Annotated in this window: 20 protein-coding genes and 1 pseudogene; 16 read left to right on the forward strand and 5 right to left on the reverse strand. The window is 59.5% G+C overall.

Annotation, left to right across the window (positions count from 1 at the left end):
• The first annotated feature begins 25 nt into the window (after positions 1 to 25).
• On the forward strand, positions 26 to 1,339 hold the full coding sequence (locus QP941_RS01125; protein ID WP_284867699.1) for a DUF4921 family protein: 1,314 nt from the start codon (positions 26 to 28) through the stop codon (positions 1,337 to 1,339).
• 30 nt (positions 1,340 to 1,369) lie between these two features.
• On the opposite strand, the gene yaaA is transcribed toward QP941_RS01125, so the two are convergent.
• Positions 1,370 to 2,092, reverse strand: a complete 723-nt coding sequence (gene yaaA / locus QP941_RS01130; protein ID WP_284867700.1) for a peroxide stress protein YaaA — start codon at positions 2,090 to 2,092, stop codon at positions 1,370 to 1,372.
• Between the two features lie 31 nt (positions 2,093 to 2,123).
• On the opposite strand from yaaA, the gene QP941_RS01135 reads away from it, so the two are divergent.
• Together QP941_RS01135 and QP941_RS01140 are read left to right on the forward strand one after the other, a co-directional pair.
• The gene (locus QP941_RS01135; RefSeq protein ID WP_284867701.1) at positions 2,124 to 3,893 is read left to right on the forward strand and encodes a proline--tRNA ligase; all 1,770 of its coding nucleotides are present in this window, start codon (positions 2,124 to 2,126) and stop codon (positions 3,891 to 3,893) included.
• Between the two features lie 39 nt (positions 3,894 to 3,932).
• The gene (locus QP941_RS01140) at positions 3,933 to 4,295 is read left to right on the forward strand and encodes a DoxX family protein (protein ID WP_284867702.1); all 363 of its coding nucleotides are present in this window, start codon (positions 3,933 to 3,935) and stop codon (positions 4,293 to 4,295) included.
• A 122-nt stretch (positions 4,296 to 4,417) separates the two neighbouring features.
• On the opposite strand, the gene QP941_RS01145 is transcribed toward QP941_RS01140, so the two are convergent.
• Together QP941_RS01145 and QP941_RS01150 are read right to left on the reverse strand one after the other, a co-directional pair.
• On the reverse strand, positions 4,418 to 4,747 hold the full coding sequence (locus QP941_RS01145; protein WP_284867703.1) for a transglycosylase family protein: 330 nt from the start codon (positions 4,745 to 4,747) through the stop codon (positions 4,418 to 4,420).
• Positions 4,748 to 4,915: 168 nt separating this feature from the next.
• Positions 4,916 to 5,767 (reverse strand): DUF4439 domain-containing protein, encoded by an 852-nt coding sequence (locus QP941_RS01150; RefSeq protein ID WP_284867704.1) that lies wholly within the window; start codon positions 5,765 to 5,767, stop codon positions 4,916 to 4,918.
• Positions 5,768 to 5,805: 38 nt separating this feature from the next.
• Between QP941_RS01150 and rimP the strand changes: the two genes are divergently transcribed.
• The 9 genes from rimP to QP941_RS01195 all read left to right on the forward strand — a co-directional run bounded on the left by rimP (position 5,806) and on the right by QP941_RS01195 (position 15,332).
• On the forward strand, positions 5,806 to 6,345 hold the full coding sequence (gene rimP / locus QP941_RS01155) for a ribosome maturation factor RimP (protein ID WP_005325182.1): 540 nt from the start codon (positions 5,806 to 5,808) through the stop codon (positions 6,343 to 6,345).
• Between the two features lie 23 nt (positions 6,346 to 6,368).
• On the forward strand, positions 6,369 to 7,385 hold the full coding sequence (nusA, locus tag QP941_RS01160) for a transcription termination factor NusA (protein ID WP_239277484.1): 1,017 nt from the start codon (positions 6,369 to 6,371) through the stop codon (positions 7,383 to 7,385).
• An 84-nt stretch (positions 7,386 to 7,469) separates the two neighbouring features.
• Positions 7,470 to 7,817 carry a YlxR family protein gene (locus QP941_RS01165; RefSeq protein WP_284867705.1) on the forward strand — a complete coding sequence of 116 codons (348 nt, stop codon included), beginning with the start codon at positions 7,470 to 7,472 and terminating at the stop codon, positions 7,815 to 7,817.
• Positions 7,818 to 7,923: 106 nt separating this feature from the next.
• Positions 7,924 to 10,755, forward strand: a complete 2,832-nt coding sequence (infB, locus tag QP941_RS01170) for a translation initiation factor IF-2 (RefSeq protein WP_284867706.1) — start codon at positions 7,924 to 7,926, stop codon at positions 10,753 to 10,755.
• Positions 10,756 to 11,018: 263 nt separating this feature from the next.
• Complete coding sequence (gene rbfA / locus QP941_RS01175; RefSeq protein ID WP_239194447.1) at positions 11,019 to 11,462, forward strand: 30S ribosome-binding factor RbfA; 444 nt, start codon at positions 11,019 to 11,021, stop codon at positions 11,460 to 11,462.
• Positions 11,463 to 12,425 (forward strand): DHH family phosphoesterase, encoded by a 963-nt coding sequence (locus QP941_RS01180; protein ID WP_150851477.1) that lies wholly within the window; start codon positions 11,463 to 11,465, stop codon positions 12,423 to 12,425.
• Positions 12,422 to 13,762 (forward strand): MATE family efflux transporter, encoded by a 1,341-nt coding sequence (locus QP941_RS01185; RefSeq protein ID WP_284867707.1) that lies wholly within the window; start codon positions 12,422 to 12,424, stop codon positions 13,760 to 13,762. The genes QP941_RS01180 and QP941_RS01185 overlap by 4 nt, the downstream gene beginning before the upstream one ends.
• An 86-nt stretch (positions 13,763 to 13,848) precedes the next feature.
• Positions 13,849 to 14,661: a metallophosphoesterase family protein gene (locus QP941_RS01190; protein ID WP_284867708.1), complete on the forward strand. Its 813-nt coding sequence runs from the start codon at positions 13,849 to 13,851 to the stop codon at positions 14,659 to 14,661.
• On the forward strand, positions 14,658 to 15,332 hold the full coding sequence (locus QP941_RS01195) for a 4'-phosphopantetheinyl transferase family protein (protein WP_284867709.1): 675 nt from the start codon (positions 14,658 to 14,660) through the stop codon (positions 15,330 to 15,332). The genes QP941_RS01190 and QP941_RS01195 overlap by 4 nt, the downstream gene beginning before the upstream one ends.
• Here QP941_RS01195 and truB read toward each other — a convergent pair.
• Positions 15,329 to 16,222, reverse strand: a complete 894-nt coding sequence (gene truB, locus QP941_RS01200; RefSeq protein ID WP_284867710.1) for a tRNA pseudouridine(55) synthase TruB — start codon at positions 16,220 to 16,222, stop codon at positions 15,329 to 15,331. The two genes, QP941_RS01195 and truB, sit on opposite strands and share 4 nt — an antisense overlap.
• A 23-nt stretch (positions 16,223 to 16,245) precedes the next feature.
• Here truB and QP941_RS01205 point away from each other — a divergent pair, with 23 nt between their 5' ends.
• The 4 genes from QP941_RS01205 (at position 16,246) to QP941_RS01220 (ending at position 21,030) form a co-directional block, all read left to right on the forward strand.
• The gene (locus tag QP941_RS01205; protein ID WP_284867711.1) at positions 16,246 to 17,268 is read left to right on the forward strand and encodes a bifunctional riboflavin kinase/FAD synthetase; all 1,023 of its coding nucleotides are present in this window, start codon (positions 16,246 to 16,248) and stop codon (positions 17,266 to 17,268) included.
• Complete coding sequence (locus tag QP941_RS01210) at positions 17,269 to 18,201, forward strand: nucleoside hydrolase (RefSeq protein ID WP_284867712.1); 933 nt, start codon at positions 17,269 to 17,271, stop codon at positions 18,199 to 18,201. It begins immediately after the preceding gene.
• A 168-nt stretch (positions 18,202 to 18,369) separates the two neighbouring features.
• The gene (rpsO, locus tag QP941_RS01215) at positions 18,370 to 18,639 is read left to right on the forward strand and encodes a 30S ribosomal protein S15 (RefSeq protein ID WP_005278802.1); all 270 of its coding nucleotides are present in this window, start codon (positions 18,370 to 18,372) and stop codon (positions 18,637 to 18,639) included.
• 144 nt (positions 18,640 to 18,783) lie between these two features.
• On the forward strand, positions 18,784 to 21,030 hold the full coding sequence (locus tag QP941_RS01220; protein WP_284867713.1) for a polyribonucleotide nucleotidyltransferase: 2,247 nt from the start codon (positions 18,784 to 18,786) through the stop codon (positions 21,028 to 21,030).
• Between the two features lie 96 nt (positions 21,031 to 21,126).
• On the opposite strand, the pseudogene QP941_RS01225 reads toward QP941_RS01220, so the two are convergent.
• Positions 21,127 to 21,585 (reverse strand): annotated as a pseudogene (locus QP941_RS01225) (AMIN-like domain-containing (lipo)protein); the annotation flags it as partial.
• Between the last annotated feature and the right edge of the window lie 112 nt (positions 21,586 to 21,697).

The following is a 21,697-nucleotide window of genomic DNA, read 5'->3' on the forward strand; positions in this document are numbered from 1 at the left end:
CCCAGAACTAGCTACGCTGGTGGGCATGAGTGATGCACTTTTTGCCCGCATAGAACCCATCCAGACCATGCGGGATGGCACAGTCAAGCAGGTCAACCCGTTCTCCGGGACCGAGGTATGGACCGTGCCGGGCCGCGGCAACCGCCCGCTGTCCACGCCAGTGGCTAACCCACAGCCACTGCACGAAGAAGACTTCACCCACCGCTGCGCCTTTTGCTCAGGGCGCATGACTGATACCCCGCCGGAAAAGGCCCGCATCCTGCCATCCGGCGGGATTGTGCGTGGATTGCCCTTGAGCGAATACGGCCACACCGTGCCGGCCTTTCGCCGCATCCCCAATCTGTTTGAAATCGTCTCCTTTGACTATTGGCACGCCAACTACGGTTTCGACATGGATGCTGAGACCCGCCAGCGCATGGACAACTACCTTGCCGATCCTGCCGGCCGGGAACATGTGCTCAGTATCGTGCGCACGAAGCGGAAGGCAGCGCATCTGCCCGAGGCAAGCGAAGAGGAACTTTTAGAACAGGCGGCGGGCTTTTTCGCAGGAGGCCACGACGTCATCGTGGCCGGACGCCATTTTGAACGCGGTGCGCAAGATGATTCGCATGTGGTATCTTCCGGCAGCCTCAGCGCTGAAGAGCACCTGCTTTTTATGCAGCTGACTATCGATGCCATGCGGGACCTCTACGAGCGCAACCGTTACGCCCCCTATGTGGTGGCCTTCCAAAACTGGCTGCAGCCAGCCGGCGCTTCCTTTGAGCACCTGCACAAGCAACTCGTTGCCATCGATGATCGTGGCATGGCCTCTCACCGAGAGGTACAGATGCTGCGCAGCAATATGAACATGTACAACGAGTGGGCGGTGGACTATGCCGCAAGCCGCAACCTCATCATTGCGGAAAATGACCACGCCGTCCTCTTCGCTGGCTTTGGGCACCGCTATCCCACTTTGGAGGTCTACTCCAAGTCCGCGACCTGTGAGCCGTGGCGGCAGTCAGAAGAGGAAATCCGCGCTATGAGCGACCTTGTTCACGCCGCCCACGCCGCAGTAGGCCGCGAGGTGCCCTGCAATGAGGAGTGGCACCACAAGCCAGCTGACGTCGACGTCGCTCAGCCATGGCGCATTCTCATCAAGCTGCGCATTTCTACCCTTGCCGGATTCGAAGGCGGAACCAAGATTTACCTCAACACCATCTCGCCCTGGGATCTGCGCGATAGGGTAGTAAGCCAGCTTTATCCCTTGCGCGAGTCCGGGCATATTGCCCGCTCTGTCCGCGTGGCTACCGAATGTTCGGTACAGCGCAATAGCCTGCTGTATAACCCACAGCTGCGCTAGCCAAGCTGTGCTGAGTAGTTTGCGGCGGGCTTAGCGCTTGACGACGAGCGTGAGCTCACTCGACCCCGGCCCCGGCTCCTCAACGGTCATACCCGCGGCGCGCGCGATGGCGGCAACGTCGGCGGCGCTGTAGGCGTCAGCAGGCGAGAGCGCTAACTCGCGGGCTAACAGGCCCTTGTAGTGCTTATTGAAGTGGCTGACCACCTTGCGCGATCCATCGTCCTGCACGCTTTCCACCCGTACCGTTACCGCATCCTTTACCCGGCCGAGCTGCTGGTAAGTGCCCGAGCGCAGATCGACAATTAGCTCATCTACCTCCTCGAGCGCCTGCGTAATCTGCTTGCCCCAGCGCGACTTCATGGTCCGTCCACCCAGCTTCGTGCCACCCGAGAGCCGGTAATGCGGAATGGGGTCGCTGGCGCGGAGGACGCCAAAGAGGGCGTCGCCAATAGCAAGGCGATCCCACGTGGGCAGGGACGGGGCACCCAAGGCATCAAAAAGCACGCCGGTATAACGCAACACGGCCGGCATGGTGGGGGTGGTAAAAAGCCCCTGATTGGATTCGGCCTCACCACGCAGCTTTTCCGAAAGCTTGAGTACCTCCATGGCCTCGTCTACCGGAAGAGACTGCAGCTCAGCGGCAATTTCTTGCCGGGTGGCATGCAATTGCGGGAAGGACAGCTGGCTGAAGTCAAGGGGCTGTCCCGTACCGCCGTGAGCCTTAGTTTCTGAAGGAGGGAGGATAATGAGCATATATACAGGGTAGCGGGGTATATTTTTGTGCATGATTACCCGCCTTTCTGAACTATTTCTCCGAACCCTTCGTGAGGACCCCGCCGATGCCGAGGTCCCTAGCCACAAGCTGCTCGTACGCGCCGGCTATGTACGCCGCGTCGCGCCGGGCGTATATACCTGGCTGCCGTTGGGTCTGCGCACCCTGCGCAAGATTGAAGATGTAGTCCGTCAGGAAATGGACGCCATCGGCGGCCAGGAGATGCTCTTTCCTGCTTTGCTGCCGCGCGAGCCTTATGAAAAGACCAACCGCTGGGTTGAATACGGCGATAACCTCTTCCGCCTCAAGGACCGCAAGAACGCAGATATGCTGCTTGGTCCTACCCACGAGGAAATGTTTGCCAGCGCGGTCAAGGATATGTACTCCTCCTATAAGGATTTCCCGGTCACGCTGTATCAGATTCAGACCAAGTACCGCGATGAGGAGCGCCCCCGCGCTGGTGTGCTGCGTGGCCGCGAATTCACGATGAAGGATTCCTACTCCTTCGACATGACCGATGAGGGCTTGGACGAGTCCTACGGCCGCCACCGCAAGGCGTATCAAAATATCTTCAACCGCCTCGAGATCGATTACGCCATCTGTAAGGCCACCTCTGGTGCCATGGGCGGCTCCGCCTCCGAGGAGTTCCTCGCCGTCTCTGAGGTGGGCGAGGATACCTTCGTGCGCTCCACCAAGGGCGACTACGCTGCCAATGTCGAGGCCGTGGTGACCCCAGCACCGGCGGAGAAGGATATTGAGGGCCAGCCAGAGGCACAGGAGTATGACACCCCGGGAGCAGAGACCATTGAGAAGCTGGTCGAATGGGCCCAGGGTGCAGGCATTACTGTCGACGGCCGCGAGGTTACCGCTGCAGATACCCTCAAGTGCATGATGATCAAGCTCTTCCACCCAGCAGTGGAGAGCGAAGAGCGCGAGTCCGAGTTGGCGGCCGTTCTCATTCCTGGCGATCGCGAGCTGGATGAAAAGCGCCTTGAGGCCGCACTCGAGCCGGTGGAGTTTGAGTTGGCAGGGGACAAAGACTTTGCAGACAATGACTTCCTAGTCAAGGGCTATGTTGGCCCGCGCGCTTTGAACGCCAATGGCATCAAGATCCTGGTCGATCCGCGTGTGGTCAAGGGCACGGCATGGATTACCGGCGCCGATGCGAGCGAGCGCCACGTGGTGGGCTGCGTGGCCGGCCGCGATTTCACCGTGGATGAGTTCATTGAGGCCGCAGAGGTTAAAGAAGGCGACCTGGCTCCTGATAACCAAGGCACCTTGACCTTGGAGCGCGGCATTGAGCTCGGCCATATCTTCCAGCTGGGCCGCAAATACACCGAGGCCTTTGACGTGCAAATCTTGGATGAAAACGGCAAGCGTGCCGTTCCTACCATGGGGTCCTATGGCATTGGCATTACCCGCATGCTGGCTGTTCTGGCCGAGCAACGCCACGATGAAAAGGGCCTCAACTGGCCGGTTGCCGTCGCCCCTTACCAGGTTCACGTAGCCGTGGCCAATAAGGACGCCGCCGCCATGGAGGCCGGCGACAAGCTGGTAGAGGAGCTATCTGCCAAGGGGCTCGAGGTGCTCTTCGATGACCGCCCAAAGGTCTCCCCAGGCGTGAAGTTCAAGGATGCAGAGCTCCTTGGCATTCCCTTCGTTGCCATCTTGGGCCGTGCCTTCAAGGACGGCAAGATTGAGCTGCGCATCCGCGGTGGGGAGACCCTCGAGGTTCCAGCCGAGGACATCGTGGACAAGATCCTCGAGCTCGTGCATGGCTAAATAAGACCCGACTCTGCGCGGCGGGGTACCGTGGAAGGCATGAACTTTCACAAGAATGGGCTTTCCACGGTGCTTTCAGCAATGGGCGTACTGCACTTTGTGAAGGCGAAGACTTTCGAATCCATTGTTCCGCCGCAACTGCCAGGCCCTGCGCGCTTTTATAACTTTGCTTCGGGCCTGTGGGAGATTGCCACCGGTGCTTTGCTTCGCCGCCGCGCCACCCGCGGCTTCGGCGGTGCTTCCGCACTCGCACTCTTTGCTGCTGTGTGGCCGGCCAATATGTACCATGCCTGGATTGAACGCAAAGCAGGGTGGCCAAAGAAGCTCTACCACATCATCCGCCAGCCGCTGCAGGTGCTGTTGATGATGTATGCCTGGAACATCGCCAAGCATGAGGCCTAAAGCCGCCTTGGCTGCATGCTAGCCAGCTAGGTCAAGCACAAAACCGGCCTCCTCCCCATTCCGCGAAACCCTGCGGAGTAAGGGGAGGAGGCCGGCTTCGTATTAACTGCCGAGGCTAGAAACTAGCCGGCGACGGGGCCGCCGCAGTTAGGCCAAGCGCCAGCACCCTGGGTGGCTAGGACGCTTTCGGCCACGGCAATCTGCTGCTCGCGGGTCGCCTGGTCAGCCGTCGGGGCGTACTGGGTGCCGCCATTGGCGGCCCAAGTCTGCGGGTTGAACTGCAGGCCGCCCTGGTAACCGTTTCCGGTATTGATGTGCCAATCACCGCCGGACTCGCAGGCGGCTACCTGATCCCAGGCGCTAGCCGGTGCGGCGGTAGCAGCAGGCGCGGCCAAGCCAGAAAGGCCGAGTGCTGCGGCGGATGCGGTCAACATGGTCTTCTTAAAACGCATTGAGAGGAAACTCCTTCTCTTTGTGTCTTTTAGCTTGCGGAATCTCCTGCAAGCTCATGGTGACCCAACCTACGCACGCTTGCGGAGCGAAAGCAATGCATTATGCCGTAAAGGTCGCTGCAATTTCGCTGACTGGTGTTCAGGGGATTTACAGGCGGTCAGCCTGTCTTATCGCATTCCGTGGGACTCCGCCGCGATGCCAATGAGCCAAGTAACCCATTCCTGATCCGGGGATTCTTCTTGCGCTGCACCCGTGGCGGCAGCGGACCACTTGCGGCCGTCGTGTGCGGCAAGGCCATCGATAAAGGCCAGGGCGGAAGCAGAATCGTGGGGCAGTTCTTGCTCTCCGGAGGTATAAGCCGGCTCCGGCTGCGGAGTGTTGCCGTAGCGGGCAAGTGCGCCCTGGAGGGCGTCGATGCGGCGATGATGAACAGCGAGGCGATGATCCACCTTGTCCTCGTGCTCGGGGCCAACGTAGGCGCGGGCGAAATCTAGACCGTATACCTGCTCATACTCCCAGCTCAGGAGATCAGCAGCGCTTTTTTGCTCTGGTTGGGAAAGCTCGGGAATATCGGGGGCATCGCCAGGCAGCCAAGCATTGAGCGCGATGGCCTGCTCGGTAACTAGGGTGCGTGATTCAACGGTGACCTCATCGGCGGCCTCGGTGGTAGCGGAAGCGGCATTTTCCATAATTTCGCCAGAGTCTGCGGCGTGATTGGCCTCGGTAGGGCGCTCTACCTCGCAGGAGCGTGGGGGATTGCCAGCATCATCCGTGCCGCATAGCCGCGTAATTTCGGCATAAAGGGCATCCGCCTGGGAGCTGCGCAGCCCTGCGGCATGGTCATCGACGCCGCTGAGGGACAAGGCGTCGGTGGCGGCGGCGTCGGCAAGCGCCAGAAGCCTGCTCTCTGGCCGCGGGCCAAAATAGTCGACGACGGAATCAACCGCTTGGCACCCAGCCAAGGCGGGCAGGGTGGCGGTTGTGGCTACGAGGGTTAAAGCTATGCGTCGGCGGTTCACGCAAAAGACTGTACCCCGTAGCACGTAGGCTAGTGGGCATGGCTTTCCCAGATGCACAACAATTGACCGATCTCTTGCAACCCAAATTGGCTGAGCGGGGATTGGACGTAGAAGACATTAAAACCACCAAGGCGGGAAAGAAATCCCAGGTCATTATCCGTATTGATGGCGATAAGCGCCCTAGCTCCGATGTGTTGGAGGAAGTTTCCAACGAAATTTCTGCCTTCTTTGATGACAAGGAAGCGCAAGGAGAGCTGAACTTCGGCGCCGGCTATACCTTGGAGGTCTCCACCCCCGGCGTGGACTTGCCGCTCACCGCCCCGCGCCACTGGCGCCGCAATCGGGGGCGCAAGGTCTCCTTCGACCTTGGCGATGGTAAGACTCAATCGGCACGCATTGGCGCACTTAACGACGCCGCCGATGCCGTAATCCTCATCACGGCAAGTAAAAAGGACGTGCAGGCGCGCGCCGAACGATTGGAAAATATTGCCCGGGCAGTGGTAGAAATTGAGTTTGCACAGCCGTCCGAACAGGAGCTAGAGGCAGTGCGCAAGACGTTTGAAGAAGCCGAGAACTAACCGGCAACCGAGAGGAATGACAAGTGAATATTGATCTACAGGCACTTCGTACCATCGAATCCGAGCGCAACGTCCCCGTAAAGGACTTGCTGGAAGCGATTGCGGGTGCCTTGTTGTATTCCTACCTGGATTACCGCGAGTCTAATGCTGGCGGCAAGGTAGAAGGCGCCAAGTCCCGCGTCGATATCGACGCCACCACCGGTGCGGTCAGCGTCATTGTCTCGGAACGTGACCCAGAAACTGGGGAAGTAACCACCGAGTATGATGACACCCCGGACAACTTTGGACGTGTGGGCGCGCAGGCCGTGCGCGAGGCCATCCTGCGCAAGTTGCGCGAGGCCGAGGCAGAGCGCACCTACGATTCCTACTCGGAGCTTACCGGCCGCGTTGTCAGCGGCATCGTTCAGCGCGATGCGCGCGCTAATGCCCGCGGAATCGTCGTGGTCCAGCTGGGCTCTGAGCTGGAGTCCCAAGACGGCATCTTGCTGCCTGCTGAGCAGATTCCGGGAGAAAAGCTCGAGCACGGTGACCGCATCAAGGCCTATGTCGTAGGCGTTAATCGCAACGGCGCCCAAGTACAGATCAATCTCTCCCGCACCCACCCGGAACTGGTGCGTGGCCTTTTTGAGCTCGAAGTTCCAGAAGTTGCCGATGGCACCGTAGAAATGATTGCCATCGCCCGCGAGGCAGGCCACCGTTCCAAGGTGGCCGTTGTGGGCCATGCCAAGGGCCTGAACGCTAAGGGAGCCTGCATCGGCCCGCGCGGTCAGCGCGTCAATAACATCATGCGCCAGCTCGGCGGTGAAAAGATTGACATCATTGACTTCAGCGAGGATCCGACGGTCTATGTAGGCAACGCACTGGCCCCCTCGAAGGTGGTCAAGGTCACCGTTGTAGACAACGAGGCGCAAATCGCGCGCGTGGTGGTGCCGGACTACCAGCTGTCCCTGGCTATTGGTAAAGAGGGGCAGAATGCCCGTCTAGCTGCCCGTTTGACCGGTTGGAAGATCGATATTCACTCGGACGCTGACGCTAATTAAGGATCTGCGCTTTTGTAGCGTAGGCTAGTAAACGGCCCAGTTGCAGATTGGGGCATATTGGCGACGCGAAAAGTAAGGAGTTGAATGTCTGAGAGGCAAAGACTCCGGACTTGTATCGCCACTCGCCGCCGCCTGCCAGATACGGACTTGTTACGGGTGGTCATCGACCGCGATGATCCGCACGGCCGCCGTCTGGTAGCAGATCCACACCGCCGGCTTCCCGGCCGCGGGGCGTGGATTAGCCCCACACTTTCTGCACTCGAGCTGGCGGAGCGCAAACGCGCCTTCAAGCGCGCGCTTCGCACGTCCGCACCCGTGGACACAGGTCAGGTACGGCAGTACTTGGAAGCGTATAGCGGACAGGTACCTAGCGCGGAAAACGCCGCGTTAGATTCGTACGAACCAGAGTTACAAAGGAAGACCGAACACTGATGAGCGCACAACGATGAAGCATCAGCGATGAAAGTCCTATACACCTAACTAGGGGTCAGGCCAGTTTCCGCGGCCTTGACTCCTAGTCGATACCAAGAGGAGACAAGTGCCCGGAAAGCTACGTGTTCACGAGCTCGCAAAGCAGCTCGGAGTAACCAGCAAGGAACTGCTCGCCACCCTGAAGGAACAGGGTGAGTTTGTAAAGACTGCTTCTTCCACCATCGAACCGCCGGTGGTTAAGAAGATGCGAGCTCATTATGAAGCACAGTCCGGCGGCGATGACGCCGCCGAGAAGAAGCAAGACAATAAGCCTGCCAAGGGTGCCGCTAAGAGCACCGCAAAGGCGAGTGCCCCTAAGCCGGGTGCGAAGTCTGCTGCCCCCAAGCCGGGCGCAGAGGCGCCAAAGCCAGGCGCGAAGGCTGCTGCACCGAAGCCTGGCCAGGGCGCACCGAAGCCGGGACAGGGTGCTGCTAAGCCCGGTGCAAAGCCAGCTGCCCCGAAGCCGGGCGCACAGGCCCCGAAGCCGGGTGCAAAGTCTGCCGCACCGAAGCCCGGCCAGGGCGCACCGAAGCCAGGCCAGGCTGGCGGCAAGAAGTCGGGCGAGCGTCCGACCCCAGGCAATTCCATGCCTCGTCCAATGCCGAAGCCAGGCGGTTCCCGTCGCGTAGCTAATAACCCGTTCTCCACGGGTGGCGGCGACAACCGTCCGGGCCCTCGCCCAGGTGGCTCCAAGGGTCAGCGTGGCGGCAATAAGCCAGGCGATAACCGCGGTAAGCGCGGTGGCCAGAACGAGGGCGGAAATAACCGCCAGGGTGGCAATAACCAGGGTGGCGGCGGTCGCCGTCCATCCCCGGCCATGATGCCGTCCCACCCGAACCCTGCGTCGATGCCGTCTAAGGCACCGAGCGGTGGTGGACGTGGCGGCCGCGGTCGCGGCGGTCACGGCGGACCGGGTCACGGTGGCCTAGGTGGCGGCCGTCCAGGCGGTTTCCGCGGCGGTGGACGCGGCGGACGTCGCGGCGGCACCGCGGGTGCATTCGGCCGTCCAGGTGGCGCTCCACGTAAGGGCAAGAAGTCCAAGCGTCAGAAGCGCCATGAGTACGAGGAGCAGCAGAAGCATGTAGTAGGCGGCGTGCGCTTGCCAGACGGCAAGGGCCAAACCGTCCGCCTGCGTCGTGGTGCATCCCTGTCTGACTTCGCCGAGAAGATCGGTGCGGATCCAGCATCGTTGGTGCAGGCACTGTTCAATCTCGGTGAAATGGTGACGGCAACCGCTTCCGTATCGGAAGATACGCTGCAGCTGCTCGGCTCCGAGATCAACTACAACGTCGAGGTTGTCTCCCCTGAGGACGAGGACCGCGAGCTGCTCGAGTCCTTCGACTTGAAGTTCGGCGAGGACGAAGGCGGCGAGGAAGCACTGGAGAATCGTCCTCCAGTCGTCTCCGTTATGGGTCACGTTGACCACGGTAAGACCCGCCTGTTGGACGCCATTCGTAAGACCAACGAGGGCGCCCGCGAGGAAGGCGGCATCACCCAGGGCATTGGTGCCTACCAGACCACGGTGGACGTGGACGGCGAGCGCACCATCACCTTCCTGGATACCCCGGGTCACGAGGCCTTTACCGCCATGCGTGCCCGCGGTGCTAAGTCAACCGACTTGGCCATCCTCGTGGTTGCCGCCGATGACGGCGTTATGCCCCAGACCGTGGAGGCCATCAACCACGCCAAGGCTGCCGATATTCCGGTCGTCGTGGCCGTGAACAAGGTGGATAAGCCGGAAGCTCAGCCGGATAAGATCCGTGGCCAGCTCACCGAGTACGGCCTGGTTCCGGAAGAGTACGGCGGCGACACCATGTTCGTGGATATCTCCGCGAAGCAGGGCAAGAACATTGACCAGCTGCTTGAGTCGGTCATCCTCACCGCGGATGCGGCCTTGGAGCTGACCGCTAATCCAGACATGGACGCACAGGGCGTGGCCATTGAGGCTCACCTGGACCGCGGACGCGGTCCGGTGGCAACGGTCATCGTTCAGCGCGGTACCTTGCACGTGGGTGACTCCATCGTCGTTGGCGATGCGCACGGCCGTGTCCGCCGCATGCTCGATGAGTTCGGCGAAGACGTCGAAGAGGCGGGCCCATCCCGTCCGGTGCAGGTCCAGGGTCTGTCCGGTGTGCCGGGTGCAGGCGATAATCTGCTCGTGGTGGAAGATGATCGCGTTGCCCGCCAGATTGCTAACCAGCGTGATGCTCGCAAGCGTTCTGCCCTGCAGGCAAAGCAGCGCAAGCGCGTCTCCCTGGAGGATCTGGACAAGGTATTGCAGGAGACTTCGACCCTCAACCTCATCCTCAAGGGCGACAATGCCGGTTCCGTCGAGGCACTGGAAGATGCCCTGCTGGATATCAAGACCGAGGACGAAGTCGAGCTCAACATCATCGACCGTGGTGTGGGCGCTGTGACCGAGACCAACGTCTCTCTCGCAGCGGCTTCCGACGCCGTCATCATTGCCTTCAACACCCGTGCGGAAGGCAAGGCGACGGAGATGGCCACCCAAGAGGGCGTGGATATTCGTTACTACACGATCATCTACAAGGCCATCGAAGAGGTCGAGGCTGCGCTCAAGGGCATGCTCAAGCCGATTTACGAGGAGCGCGACACCGGTGCGGCCGAAATCCGCGCCCTGTTCAAGTCCTCCGCGGTGGGTACCATCGCCGGCTGCATGGTTACCGAGGGCAAGGTTGTCCGCAACGGCAAGGTTCGCCTGCTGCGCGATAACAACGTCATCACTGCCGACGCCAAGATTGAGTCCCTGCGTCACGAAAAGGACGACGCAACCGAGATCAAGGCCGGCTACGAGTGCGGTATGGTGCTCTCTTACCCGGATATCCAGGTAGGCGACATCATCCAGGCCTACGAAGAGGTCGAGGTTCCGCGCGACTAAACGTCGCCGTCTCAAGGCCCGCTTCCGCTCCCGCCGTCCCCACTGAATGTGCTGCTAGCACTCAGTAGGGAAGGCCCGAGGAGATGGGAAGCGGGCCTTGCGCTATTCCTGCGTCTGTGAGTTGAGGGCGCCGTGGGTGCCGCTGCCTACTGGCGCTGCCGCGACGGGTTTTCATTGTCCGGGATTCGGCACTAAACTGGTGGTTTCTTGTACCGGTTGGCGGTAATTTTAGAGATAGATTCTTATTGAGCTGGGAGGTTTACATGGTCGATCACGCACGCGCAGCGCGCATGGCCAAGCGCATTCAGGAAATCGTGGCGAGCGCCATCGAACGCCAGATTAAGGATCGCCGCCTCGAGCTGGTGACCATTACGGATACTCGAGTCACGGGCGACCTACACGATGCCACCGTTTTTTATACCGTGCGCGGAAAGGACATTGATTCAGAGCCGGACTTCGCCCAAGCAGAAGAAGCCCTCAAGCGCGCTAAAGGTCAGCTGCGCAAGATTGTGGGCGATCAACTCTCGGTGCGGTTTACCCCGACGCTAACCTTCGAGGTCGATACCGTTCCGGAGGCCTCTGCTCATATGGAAGAGCTTCTGGCCCGTGCTCGCGCCCGCGATGAAGAACTAGCAAAGCTGAAGGAAAACGCTCAGCCGGCAGGGGATGCGAACCCGTATAAGACCTCCGATGAAGACGAGGCTTAAGTGACTAAGAAGCAATACCAGCCGGCAGTTGCCGCTTTGCATGATGCTCATAGCATCTGCATTGTGACGCACCTGCGGCCGGATGCCGATGCCATCGGCTCTGCTGCGGCGTTGCTGCTCGCGCTGCGCCAACGGGGCAAAGACGTCTGTGCCGTTGTGGGCCAGGAGCGGGAGATTTCCCGTAATCTTTACACCATTCCTGCCGCCGACGACGTCACCACTAGTCGTGAGCTGCCGGAAGGCTATGACCTCTACGTCACCGTTGATTGTGGTTCTTTAGACCGGACGGGCTTTTTTGCGGACCGGATTGAGCAGCTAGCCCAGCAGGGCCGAGTTCTGTGCATTGACCATCATTCTTCTAATCCGGGGTTTGGTGCCATCAATGTGGTGGACACTGAATGTGAATCCACCACCGTGGTGTTGCTGAGCATCCTGGATTCACTGGAGATTCAGATTGACCGTCATATTGCGCACTGCTTATATGCCGGTTTGATGACCGATACTGGCAGCTTCCGCTGGGGCAGGCCGGCTATGCACGATATTGCCACCCGCCTCATGCACTACGATCTGGATACCAAGCAGATCGCAGCTGACCTTTTAGATTCCACCACGCCGGACGATCTTCAGATGATCGGTAGGGTATTGGCCGGTTTGCGCCTCGAAGATGCAGGGGAGCACACCCTAGGCATTCTCGTCGCGCGGCTGGAAGATATCCAGGGACACTCTGATTCGGCCGTTGAATCTTTGGTGGAGTTCGTTCGCGCGCTTGAAGGAACCACCGTCGGCGTGGTGTTTAAGGAACAAGCTCCGGAGGTGTGGGCGGTTTCCTTGCGTTCTTCTCGCATTGATTGTTCTTCGGTAGCGCTTACCTTCGGGGGCGGCGGACATGTACCGGCCGCGGGCTATACCGCCCATGGGGCTCCGGAAAAGATTATTAAGGAATTGGTGGCCGCTATCCAATGAGAAATAGGCAGACGGATGGAATGAACGCTCAGGATCGCTCCACCGCTGGCAGGGTAACCGCACGCGAGGTCTTTGGCCTCGCGTTTCCCGCGCTTGGCGTACTTGCGGCCATGCCGCTCTACCTCTTGCTGGATACCGCGGTAGTCGGACGCCTTGGCGCCCAAGAGCTCGCCTCGCTGGCTGCAGCCACCACAATTCACTCCGTGGTGACGACGCAGTTGACTTTCTTGTCCTACGGCACGACCGCTCGCTCTGCTCGTCTCTTTGGCTCCAGCAAGCGCGAAGCGGCGGTTGCTGAAGGCGTGCAAGCCACCTATGTGGCTCTAGGAGTAGGCGGGCTGCTCGCGGTAATCATGTGGATTTTCGGCGGCGTATTTGCCCGTGCTCTAACCGGTGATCCCACCACGGCCGCCGGTACGGCCTTGTGGCTGCGCATCGCAGCTCTGGCTATTCCCGTTACTTTGGTGGAGATGGCCGGAAACGGCTGGATGCGCGGTGTCCAAGATACGAAGAAGCCGCTGTACTTCACTTTGTCTGGCATGATTCCCGGCGCTATTGCGGTGCCCATCTTCGTCCATTTCTGGGGGCTGGCAGGCTCGGCAATTGCCACGGTTTTGGGCATGAGCATTATTGCTGCGCTATTTGTCCGCGAATTGCATAAGGAACATACCGGCTCCTGGCAATTTCAGTGGCATGTGGTACGCGAACAACTCATCTTAGGCCGCGATCTTATTTTGCGTTCGGCTAGCTTCCAGGTGGCCTTTCTTACTGCCACGGCTGTGGTTTCCCGCGTTGGTACCGCTTCTTTGGCCGGTCACCAGATCATGATGCAGCTGTGGAACTTCATGTCCCTTATCTTGGATTCGTTGGCCATTGCCGCGCAATCATTGACTGGTGCTGCACTAGGTGCTGGCTCTGCGCGGCACGCACGCAGTGTGGGCAGCAAGGTGGCGTTGTACTCTACGATTTTCTCTGGCCTCTTGGCTGCCGTATTTGCTGCTGGTGCAGGGATTATTCCGCGCATTTTTACCTCCGCTCCGGAAGTGCTCGATGCCATCTCTGAGCCGTGGTGGATCCTGGTGGCCATGGTTATCGGCGGTGGCGTGGTCTTCGCCTTCGATGGTGTCTTGCTGGGGGCCGGCGATGCTGCCTTCCTGCGTACGCTGACCATTTCTTCGGTCCTGGTGGGATTTTTGCCGGGTGTAATCTTGGCGCACTTCATGGGCACAGGCTTAACCGGCGTGTGGTGTGGTCTCGCGGCCTTCATTGCTTTCCGCATGGTGGGTGTGGTCTACCGGTTCCGATCGATGAAATGGGCCGTAGTACAGGAGCGCTAGCTGCGCTAAAGTGGGCGTGTTGATACTCTCGCGCGGTGTGCGGCTCCGTGCAGCGCGCAGATTCTAGGAAGGCAGGTGAGAAACCTATGCCAACAGTGTGGGCGGTTTCTGACCTGCATGGAGCGGTCAGTGCCAATAGCGAGCGCATTGATCAGCTTACTCCGCCCGATCCCGCGGATTGGCTCATCGTGGCCGGGGACGTTGCAGAGCGTACCGAACTCATTATTCGTATTTTGCGCCAGCTTAATGATCGCTATGCCAGGGTCATCTGGGTGCCGGGCAACCATGAGCTATTCTCCCGTTCCCAGGACCGGTATCAAGGCCGAGAAAAGTATGCGCACTTAGTGGAAAGGTGCAGGGAGATTGGAGTTATTACTCCAGAAGACCCGTATCCGGTATTTCACGGAACTACCATTGTTCCGCTATTTACTTTGTATGATTACAGTTTCCGTCCGCATGGCCTTAGCGTGGACGAAGCCATTGACGCGGCGCGCGCGAAACAACTCATGATGACCGATGAGTTCGCCATCGCCCCCTTCGTAGACGTGCGGGCGTGGTGTTGGGACAGGTTGGCCTATTCCATCAAGCGCCTTTCCCGTGTACATGGTCCTACCGTGTTGGTTAACCATTGGCCCTTGGTCCAAGAACCAACCATGCTATTGCGCTTTCCGGAAATTGCCTTGTGGTGCGGAACTAGGCATACGCGGTCGTGGCCGCGGCGCTATAACGCGGAGTCCGTCATCTATGGGCACCTGCATATGCCGTCTCGCATGAATGTGGACGGCGTTGACCACATCGAAACGTCATTGGGGTATCCGCGTGAATGGCAGGGGCGCGAGAGCGCCCAGGCGTGGCCCTATCCGGTACTGCGTTCCTTTGTAGAGGAGGGGACACGATGATGTATCCAGAGCTATTTCCAGAAAGTGCGCGCTATTGCTACGTGCGCACGGACTCGAGCTATGCGGATTTGGCTAATTTTGAAGACCTCGCGGCCGAAGAAAAGTCTCTGGTTTCCCAGGCAGTTGATGTGCGCAAGGCCGAGTTCGGAGATGCTCGGTGGTGTGCGCACCGAGCCTTGCAGGAATTGGGGGCCAGCCCGGCGACGCCGATTTTGCGCGGCGAGCGCGGCATGCCGCTGTGGCCCAAGGGCTTTGTAGGTTCGATGACGCATACCGAGGGCATGCGGGCTGCGGTCGTTGCCCCTACCTCAGCCTTAAAGTCCGTAGGCTTGGATGCAGAACCCGCCGAACCGTTGCCGGATCATGTCCTTACCATGATCGCCCGAGCAGGGGAGATGCCGCAGCTTTTGCGGCTTCGTAAGGCGGGGATTACCTGCCCGGACCGATTGCTTTTTTGTGCCAAGGAGGCCACGTATAAGTCGTGGTTTCCCATGACCTTTCGCTGGCTGGACTTTGACCAAGCAGAAATCGACCTGCGCGAAGATGGCACGCTTATTTCCTATATTTTGGCTAGGCCCACACCGGTGCCTTTTATCACCGGGCGCTGGGTAATTCGAGACGGCTACGTTATCGTCTCCACCTCGGTTCCAGCCTTAGTTTTTAGTCGCTAAAGGGTGGAGGGCCGTGCCACAAATACGGTGGCCAGGCGCTTGCCTTTTTCTTTAATGAGCGCCACGGCTTGGCCATTAGGGGCCACAGCAGCGTGGACGCCCTTGAGCCCGCGGGGCTCTAGCCATTTGCCCATGGCGAGGGCGGCTGCCTCCTCCTCTGTGACGGAAAGGACGGGGAAGCAGCGAGCCAAGGCCTCATCCAAGCTGAGGGAAAGGCGAGGGGATTCGGCAAGGGCGTCGAGCGAGAGGGCGTCGGCAAGTGCAAAAGGGCCCACCTCAGTGCGACGCAAGGCGGTCAGGTGCCCGCCCACCTGCAGGGCCTCGCCCAGATCGCGGGCCAGGGAGCGGATATAGGTGCCGGAAGAACAGTCCACCGTGACGTCCAGATCGATGTAGTCGCCCTCGCGGCGCTCGGCCAGGACGTCAAATCTATCTACCGTTACTGGGCGGGCGGGAATGTCTACCTCCTGGCCCTCGCGTACTAGCTCATGGGCGCGGCGGCCGTTAATTTTAATAGCGGATACGGCCGCGGGCTTTTGCATGATGTCGCCGGTGAGCTTGGCAATCTCTGCCTCGATTGCGGTGCGGTCAATTGCCGCAGCGCTAGCGCCCCAGCAGCGCTCCCCCTCGGCGTCATCGGTTGTGGTGGCGGCGCCGAGGCGAATGGTGGCGTCATAGGACTTAGTGGAGGCAACCATGTGGGCCAAGAACTTGGTGCCACGCTCCATGCCTAGGACAAGCACGCCGGTGGCCATGGGGTCGAGGGTGCCGGCGTGGCCTACTTTCTTGGTGCGAAAGTACCTGCGTAGGCGGCCGACAACATCGTGGGAGGTCATGCCGGCGGGTTTGTCTACGATGACGAGTCCGGAGTTTGCGAGCGCATCAGTCATAGCCTCTAAGTCTATGCTCTACGATGGTCTGCGTGGATATTTGGTACGGAATCGATGACATCCCCGCGGAAGTGGGCCCAACGTCAGTAACCATCGGTGTCTTTGACGGCCTGCACCGCGGCCATCAGCAGCTCATCTCCGCCTGCGTGGAGCATGCGCGCGCTCATGGTGAGCGTCCTGTCATGGTGACCTTTGACCCGCACCCGGTGTCGGTATTCCTCCCGGAACGTGCGCCCTTGGCGGTGCTGAGCTTTGAACGCCGACTGGAATTGGCCGAAGAGATGGGCATTGCAGCCGTGCTTGTTATTGACTTCACCCGCGACCTTGCTGGGGTGGAGCCACGGCCCTACGTAGAGGATTTATTGGTAGGAAAGCTCGCAGCCCAGCACATCGTGGTAGGAGAGAACTTCACCTTTGGTGCCGGCGCGACCGGAACCGCCCAGGCTATGCAGGACTTTGGTGCCGAGTTCAGCTTTAGCGTGGAAATCGTTCCACTGCTGGATGATGAGGGCGTGCGCATTTGTTCCACCCACATCCGTGAGTGCCTTGCGCAGGGGGACATCGAATCCGCCAATTGGGCGCTTGGTCGCCATTTCACCGTGACCGGGCCTGTAGTGCGCGGTGCAGGACGTGGTGGCAAGGAGCTCGGATTCCCAACAGCCAATCAGTATTTCCCGGATACGGTCGCCATCCCGGCCGATGGTGTGTACGCGGGCTGGTTCATCGTCCACTCTGACTCCTCTATCGACGGGGATATGCGCCCTGGCGTGGCCTATGCGGCCGCGATTTCCGTAGGCACCAACCCCACCTTTGGCGACGAGGAGCGCTCTATCGAGTCCTTCGTGCTCGACCGTGACGCTGACCTGTATGGCTACGAGGCTACGGTGCACTTTGTAGGCCACCTCCGCGATATGGTGAAGTTCAATTCCGTAGACGAGCTGCTAGAAGCGATGGCCAATGACGTAACCAAGGCCCGCCAGGTGCTAGCCGCCGATGCTAAGGCGCAGGGCTGGACCGCGAAGGACTACTTCTTGCGGGAGAAATAAATGAAGACGATTCTCGATCTTGATACCGGCATTGATGATGCCCTAGCGCTGGCGTATGCCATCGCCCATCCGGACCTGGACTTAATCGGCGTGACCTGCACGTACGGCAACGTGACCGTGCCCTTAGCCGTGCGCAATACACTGGCCCTTCTAGAACTACTGGGCCAAGACGATATTCCGGTCTTTGCCGGACCTAGCCCGGATGGTTTTCGGCCAAGCGAGATTTCTTCTTTAATCCACGGCCACAACGGCGTGGGGGAGGTCCTGCTTCCGCCGGCAACCACCCAGGCGCAGTCCCAACCAGCGGCTGAGTTCCTCATCGAGGCCGTGCACGAGCACAGCGATGATCTAGTAATCATTCCGACCGGCCCGTCCACCACGATTGCTGCCGCCATGCAGCAGGACCCTTCCTTTGCCACGGCCGCACACTTGGTGATGATGGGCGGGGCTCTCACCGTTCCGGGCAACGTCACGCAGTGGTCTGAAGCCAATTTCTCCCAGGATCCGGAAGCTACCGATTACCTGTTCCGCCACACAAGTGATACCACCATGGTGGGCTTGGACGTCACCTTGCGCACGCTTTTGACCACGGCGGAGTCTGCGCGTTGGCGCGCTACCGGAACCCGCGCCGGCCGCATTTTTGCGGATATGGTGGACTATTACATTCGTGCTTACGCCACCACATCGCCGCACTTGGGCGGGTGCGGCCTGCACGATCCATTGGCCGTTGCGGTGGCGGCAGATGCCTCGCTTGTCGACGTCCTTTCGATAAACCTCAAGACTGACACCACCGGCCCTACCCGTGGGCGGACAATCGCGGATGAAAAGCGATTGGATGCGCCACCCACCGCCCGGGTAGCTGTGGGTGTGGATAGTGAGCGTTTTGTGCGAGAGTTTGTCGAACGCCTTGAGACGCTCTTCAGCGAGCTTTAAAAGCACAGCCTAGAAGCCATGTGGTTTTGATTTTCTCTGCCTGAGCGCTGTAAGGTGTTTGTTTGGCTTAGCGACTGCGGTTCACAGCAGTTGCGGCACGCACAAGTACTGCGCCAGCGCAGGCTTATGCGTCACGATAATGTGGACTGAAATAAAGGAGAAATACTCATGGCATTGACCACTGAGAAGAAGGCCGAAATCCTCAAGGAGTACGGCCTGCACGAAACCGATACCGGTTCCCCTGAGGCACAGGTTGCCCTGCTGACCTCCCGCATCAATACTTTGACCGAGCACCTGAAGTTCCACAAGCACGATCACCACTCCCGTCGTGGTCTGCTGCTGATGGTTGGTCGCCGTCGTGGCCTGCTGAAGTACCTGGCTGAGAACAATGTCGATCGCTACCGTGATCTGATCTCTCGTCTGGGTCTGCGCCGTTAATTTCGGCCCAGCTTCGGCCACCTCGCCCCGCCCTTTGGCGGGGCTTTTGTGGTTTTTCTGTTAGAATTTGACACCGTTGTCATAGACAAAAATCGACCAGGCGGCATCGACGATCGCCTAAACCACTCAAGGAGACATTTTTTAATGAGCGTTCAGAACTCCGTCGAGTTCAATATTGACGAGGACTTTGGCATTACCGAGGCCATTGCCACGCTAGACAATGGTGACTTTGGCACCCGCACCCTGCGCTTTGAAACCGGCCAGTTGGCCCGCCAGGCAGACGGCTCCGTGACCACCTACTTGGACGATGACACCATGTTGCTGGCCACGACCACTGCGTCCAACCAGCCGCGCGAGGGATTTGACTTCTTCCCGCTGACTGTGGACGTAGAAGAGCGTATGTACGCCGCCGGCAAGATTCCGGGTTCCTTCTTCCGCCGTGAGGGCCGCCCTTCTTCTGAGGCCATCCTGGCATGCCGCCTCATCGACCGCCCGCTGCGTCCAACCTTTGTCAAGGGCCTGCGCAACGAGGTCCAGGTCGTCGTTACCGTGATGTCCCAGGATCCGGAAGAGTACTACGACGTCGTTGCCATCAACGGCGCTTCCGCCGCCACCCAGCTGTCCGGCTTGCCCGTTTCCGGTGCAGTCGGCGGTGTCCGCATGGCACTGATCGCTGATGATAAGCACCCCGAGGGCCAGTGGGTGGCCTTCCCGAATCACGAGCAGCACGAGCGCGCTCTCTTTGAGATGGTCGTTGCCGGCCGCATTGTCAAAAAGGGCCGTAAGGACGACGTAGCCATCATGATGGTCGAGGCCGGTGCCGGCACCAACGTTGCTGAGCGCATTGCCGACGGCGCCCCTGCACCGCAGGAAGCAGCCGTCGCGGAAGGCTTGGAGGCAGCAAAGCCATTCATTAAGACCTTGTGCGAGGCCCAGAACGGTCTGGCCGAGCGTGCCGCCAAGGAAACCCAGGAGTTCCCGCTCTTCCCGGCATACGGCGATGATGTCTTCGTGGCAGTGGAAAAGGCTGCTGCAAAGAAGCTAGAGAAGCTGCTGACCATTCCGGGTAAGCAGGAACGCGACGATGCTACCAATGAATACATGGAGCAGGTCGAAGAAGAGCTCTTGGACCAGTTCGAAGACTTGGAAGAGACCGACGCGTCTAAGCAGATCCGCGGCGCTTATAACGCTTTGATGAAGCAGATCGTGCGCCAGAAGATCCTTTCCGAGGGCTTCCGTATCGATGGCCGCGGCGTTACCGATATCCGCGACCTCTCCGTTGAGGTGGACCTGGTTCCGCGTGCTCACGGTTCCTCCCTGTTCGAGCGCGGTGAGACCCAGATTCTGGGTGTTACCACCCTGGACATGCTCAAGATGGAGCAGCAGATTGATTCCCTGACCCCGGTGGAATCCAAGCGTTACATGCACCACTACAACTTCCCGCCATTCTCCACTGGCGAGACTGGCCGCGTGGGCTCCCCGAAGCGCCGCGAGATCGGCCACGGTGCTTTGGCCGAGCGCGCTCTGCTTCCGGTCATCCCATCCCGTGAGGACTTCCCCTACGCCATCCGCCAGGTCTCTGAGGCCTTGGGATCCAATGGCTCCACCTCTATGGGCTCTGTGTGTGCCTCCACCTTGTCCCTCTACAATGCCGGTGTCCCGCTGAAGGCTCCGGTAGCTGGCATCGCTATGGGCCTGGTCTCTGGCGAGGTAAATGGCAAGGAAAAGTTCGTCGCCCTGACGGATATCCTCGGCGCCGAGGATGCCTTTGGCGATATGGACTTCAAGGTCGCCGGTACCTCTGAGTACATCACCGCCCTGCAGCTGGACACCAAGTTGGATGGCATCCCGTCTAAGGTCCTGGCCCAGGCCCTGGAGCAGGCTCGCGATGCCCGCTCTACCATCCTGGAAACCATGGCTGAGGTCATCGATACCCCAGATGAGATGTCTGGCCTTGCACCGAAGATCACCTCCGTGAAGATCCCGGTTAATAAGATCGGCGAGCTTATCGGGCCAAAGGGCAAGACCATCAACCAGATTACCGAGGAAACCGGTGCCGATGTCTCCATCGAGGATGACGGAACCGTCTACGTTTCCGCCGCTACCGGTGAGGCTGCGGATGCTGCCATCGATAAGGTGAACTCCATTGCAAACCCACAGCTGCCGAAGGTAGGAGAGCGCTTCCTGGGCACCGTGGTAAAGACCGTGCCGTTCGGCGCATTCGTTTCCTTGACCCCGGGTCGCGATGGCTTGATCCACATTTCCAACTTGGGTGGCGACGAGCGCATCGAGAAGGTAGAAGACGTCATCAACGTTGGCGATAAGGTTCAGGTAGAAATCGCGGATATCGATAACCGCGGCAAGATTTCCCTGGTTCCGGTTGAGGACTAATCCCTAAGCCCAAAGAAGGCTCTGCCTTCCAGTTCACTCGCTGGAAAGCAGAGCCTTCTTTGTAAGGTGTGCACCATTTAGAGGCGCCGCTATACGTTAGTTCTGGAAGTCAATGACCACGCGGGACGGGTCCTTTAGATACGTCACGGAGTAGGCAGTCTTCTTCTCTAGACCGATAATGAGCTGTGTTTGCGCCTCAAAGGTGGTGGTGTAGTTGACTGCACTGACCACCCCGGCACCAGGGGTAGTGCCCGGCTGCATGTACTTTTCTTTTAGCTCTGGGGTAGAAGGCCACGGCGTTCCTTCAATGCCTAAGTTGAGGAAAGCATTTCCTTGAACCTCGACTGGCTTTCCGGATGCTTGTTGGGTAGGGCTATCGGTATAGGACGTAAACCAGCCCGGTTCACCTTCGCCCTCCAGATCGATGACGACTCGGGTGAACCCATCGTGCGCCCCCACTCGCACACCCGTGGGGATGAGGTTTCCGAGATTCTCTGGCATATGCTGTTGGTCCTCGAGAGAGGCCGTGCCCATACCGGCGAACGCCATTGGGGCAGAGTCTTGGGGGATTTTTTGCTTTTCCGCATCCGGCCGAGTTCAGAGGGTCGTTGCAACACTTTCCCTTAGGAGGGTGTTGTTGTGTCTGAGATTATTGGCCCGTTTCATT

The organism is Corynebacterium sp. MSK150, assembly GCF_030229215.1.
In the GTDB taxonomy this organism is placed as follows: Bacteria; Actinomycetota; Actinomycetes; order Mycobacteriales; family Mycobacteriaceae; genus Corynebacterium.

Excerpts from the sequence above, each read along its gene's own strand:
- QP941_RS01125 (WP_284867699.1), top strand. The coding sequence starts at position 26 with ATGAGTGATGCACTTTTTGCCCGCATAGAACCCATCCAGACCATGCGG.
- yaaA (WP_284867700.1), bottom strand. The coding sequence starts at position 2,092 with ATGCTCATTATCCTCCCTCCTTCAGAAACTAAGGCTCACGGCGGTACG.
- QP941_RS01135 (WP_284867701.1), top strand. The coding sequence starts at position 2,124 with ATGATTACCCGCCTTTCTGAACTATTTCTCCGAACCCTTCGTGAGGAC.
- QP941_RS01140 (WP_284867702.1), top strand. The coding sequence starts at position 3,933 with ATGAACTTTCACAAGAATGGGCTTTCCACGGTGCTTTCAGCAATGGGC.
- QP941_RS01145 (WP_284867703.1), bottom strand. The coding sequence starts at position 4,747 with ATGCGTTTTAAGAAGACCATGTTGACCGCATCCGCCGCAGCACTCGGC.
- rimP (WP_005325182.1), top strand. The coding sequence starts at position 5,806 with ATGGCTTTCCCAGATGCACAACAATTGACCGATCTCTTGCAACCCAAA.
- QP941_RS01165 (WP_284867705.1), top strand. The coding sequence starts at position 7,470 with ATGTCTGAGAGGCAAAGACTCCGGACTTGTATCGCCACTCGCCGCCGC.
- rbfA (WP_239194447.1), top strand. The coding sequence starts at position 11,019 with ATGGTCGATCACGCACGCGCAGCGCGCATGGCCAAGCGCATTCAGGAA.
- QP941_RS01185 (WP_284867707.1), top strand. The coding sequence starts at position 12,422 with ATGAGAAATAGGCAGACGGATGGAATGAACGCTCAGGATCGCTCCACC.
- QP941_RS01190 (WP_284867708.1), top strand. The coding sequence starts at position 13,849 with ATGCCAACAGTGTGGGCGGTTTCTGACCTGCATGGAGCGGTCAGTGCC.
- QP941_RS01195 (WP_284867709.1), top strand. The coding sequence starts at position 14,658 with ATGATGTATCCAGAGCTATTTCCAGAAAGTGCGCGCTATTGCTACGTG.
- truB (WP_284867710.1), bottom strand. The coding sequence starts at position 16,222 with ATGACTGATGCGCTCGCAAACTCCGGACTCGTCATCGTAGACAAACCC.
- QP941_RS01205 (WP_284867711.1), top strand. The coding sequence starts at position 16,246 with ATGGTCTGCGTGGATATTTGGTACGGAATCGATGACATCCCCGCGGAA.
- QP941_RS01210 (WP_284867712.1), top strand. The coding sequence starts at position 17,269 with ATGAAGACGATTCTCGATCTTGATACCGGCATTGATGATGCCCTAGCG.
- rpsO (WP_005278802.1), top strand. The coding sequence starts at position 18,370 with ATGGCATTGACCACTGAGAAGAAGGCCGAAATCCTCAAGGAGTACGGC.
- QP941_RS01220 (WP_284867713.1), top strand. The coding sequence starts at position 18,784 with ATGAGCGTTCAGAACTCCGTCGAGTTCAATATTGACGAGGACTTTGGC.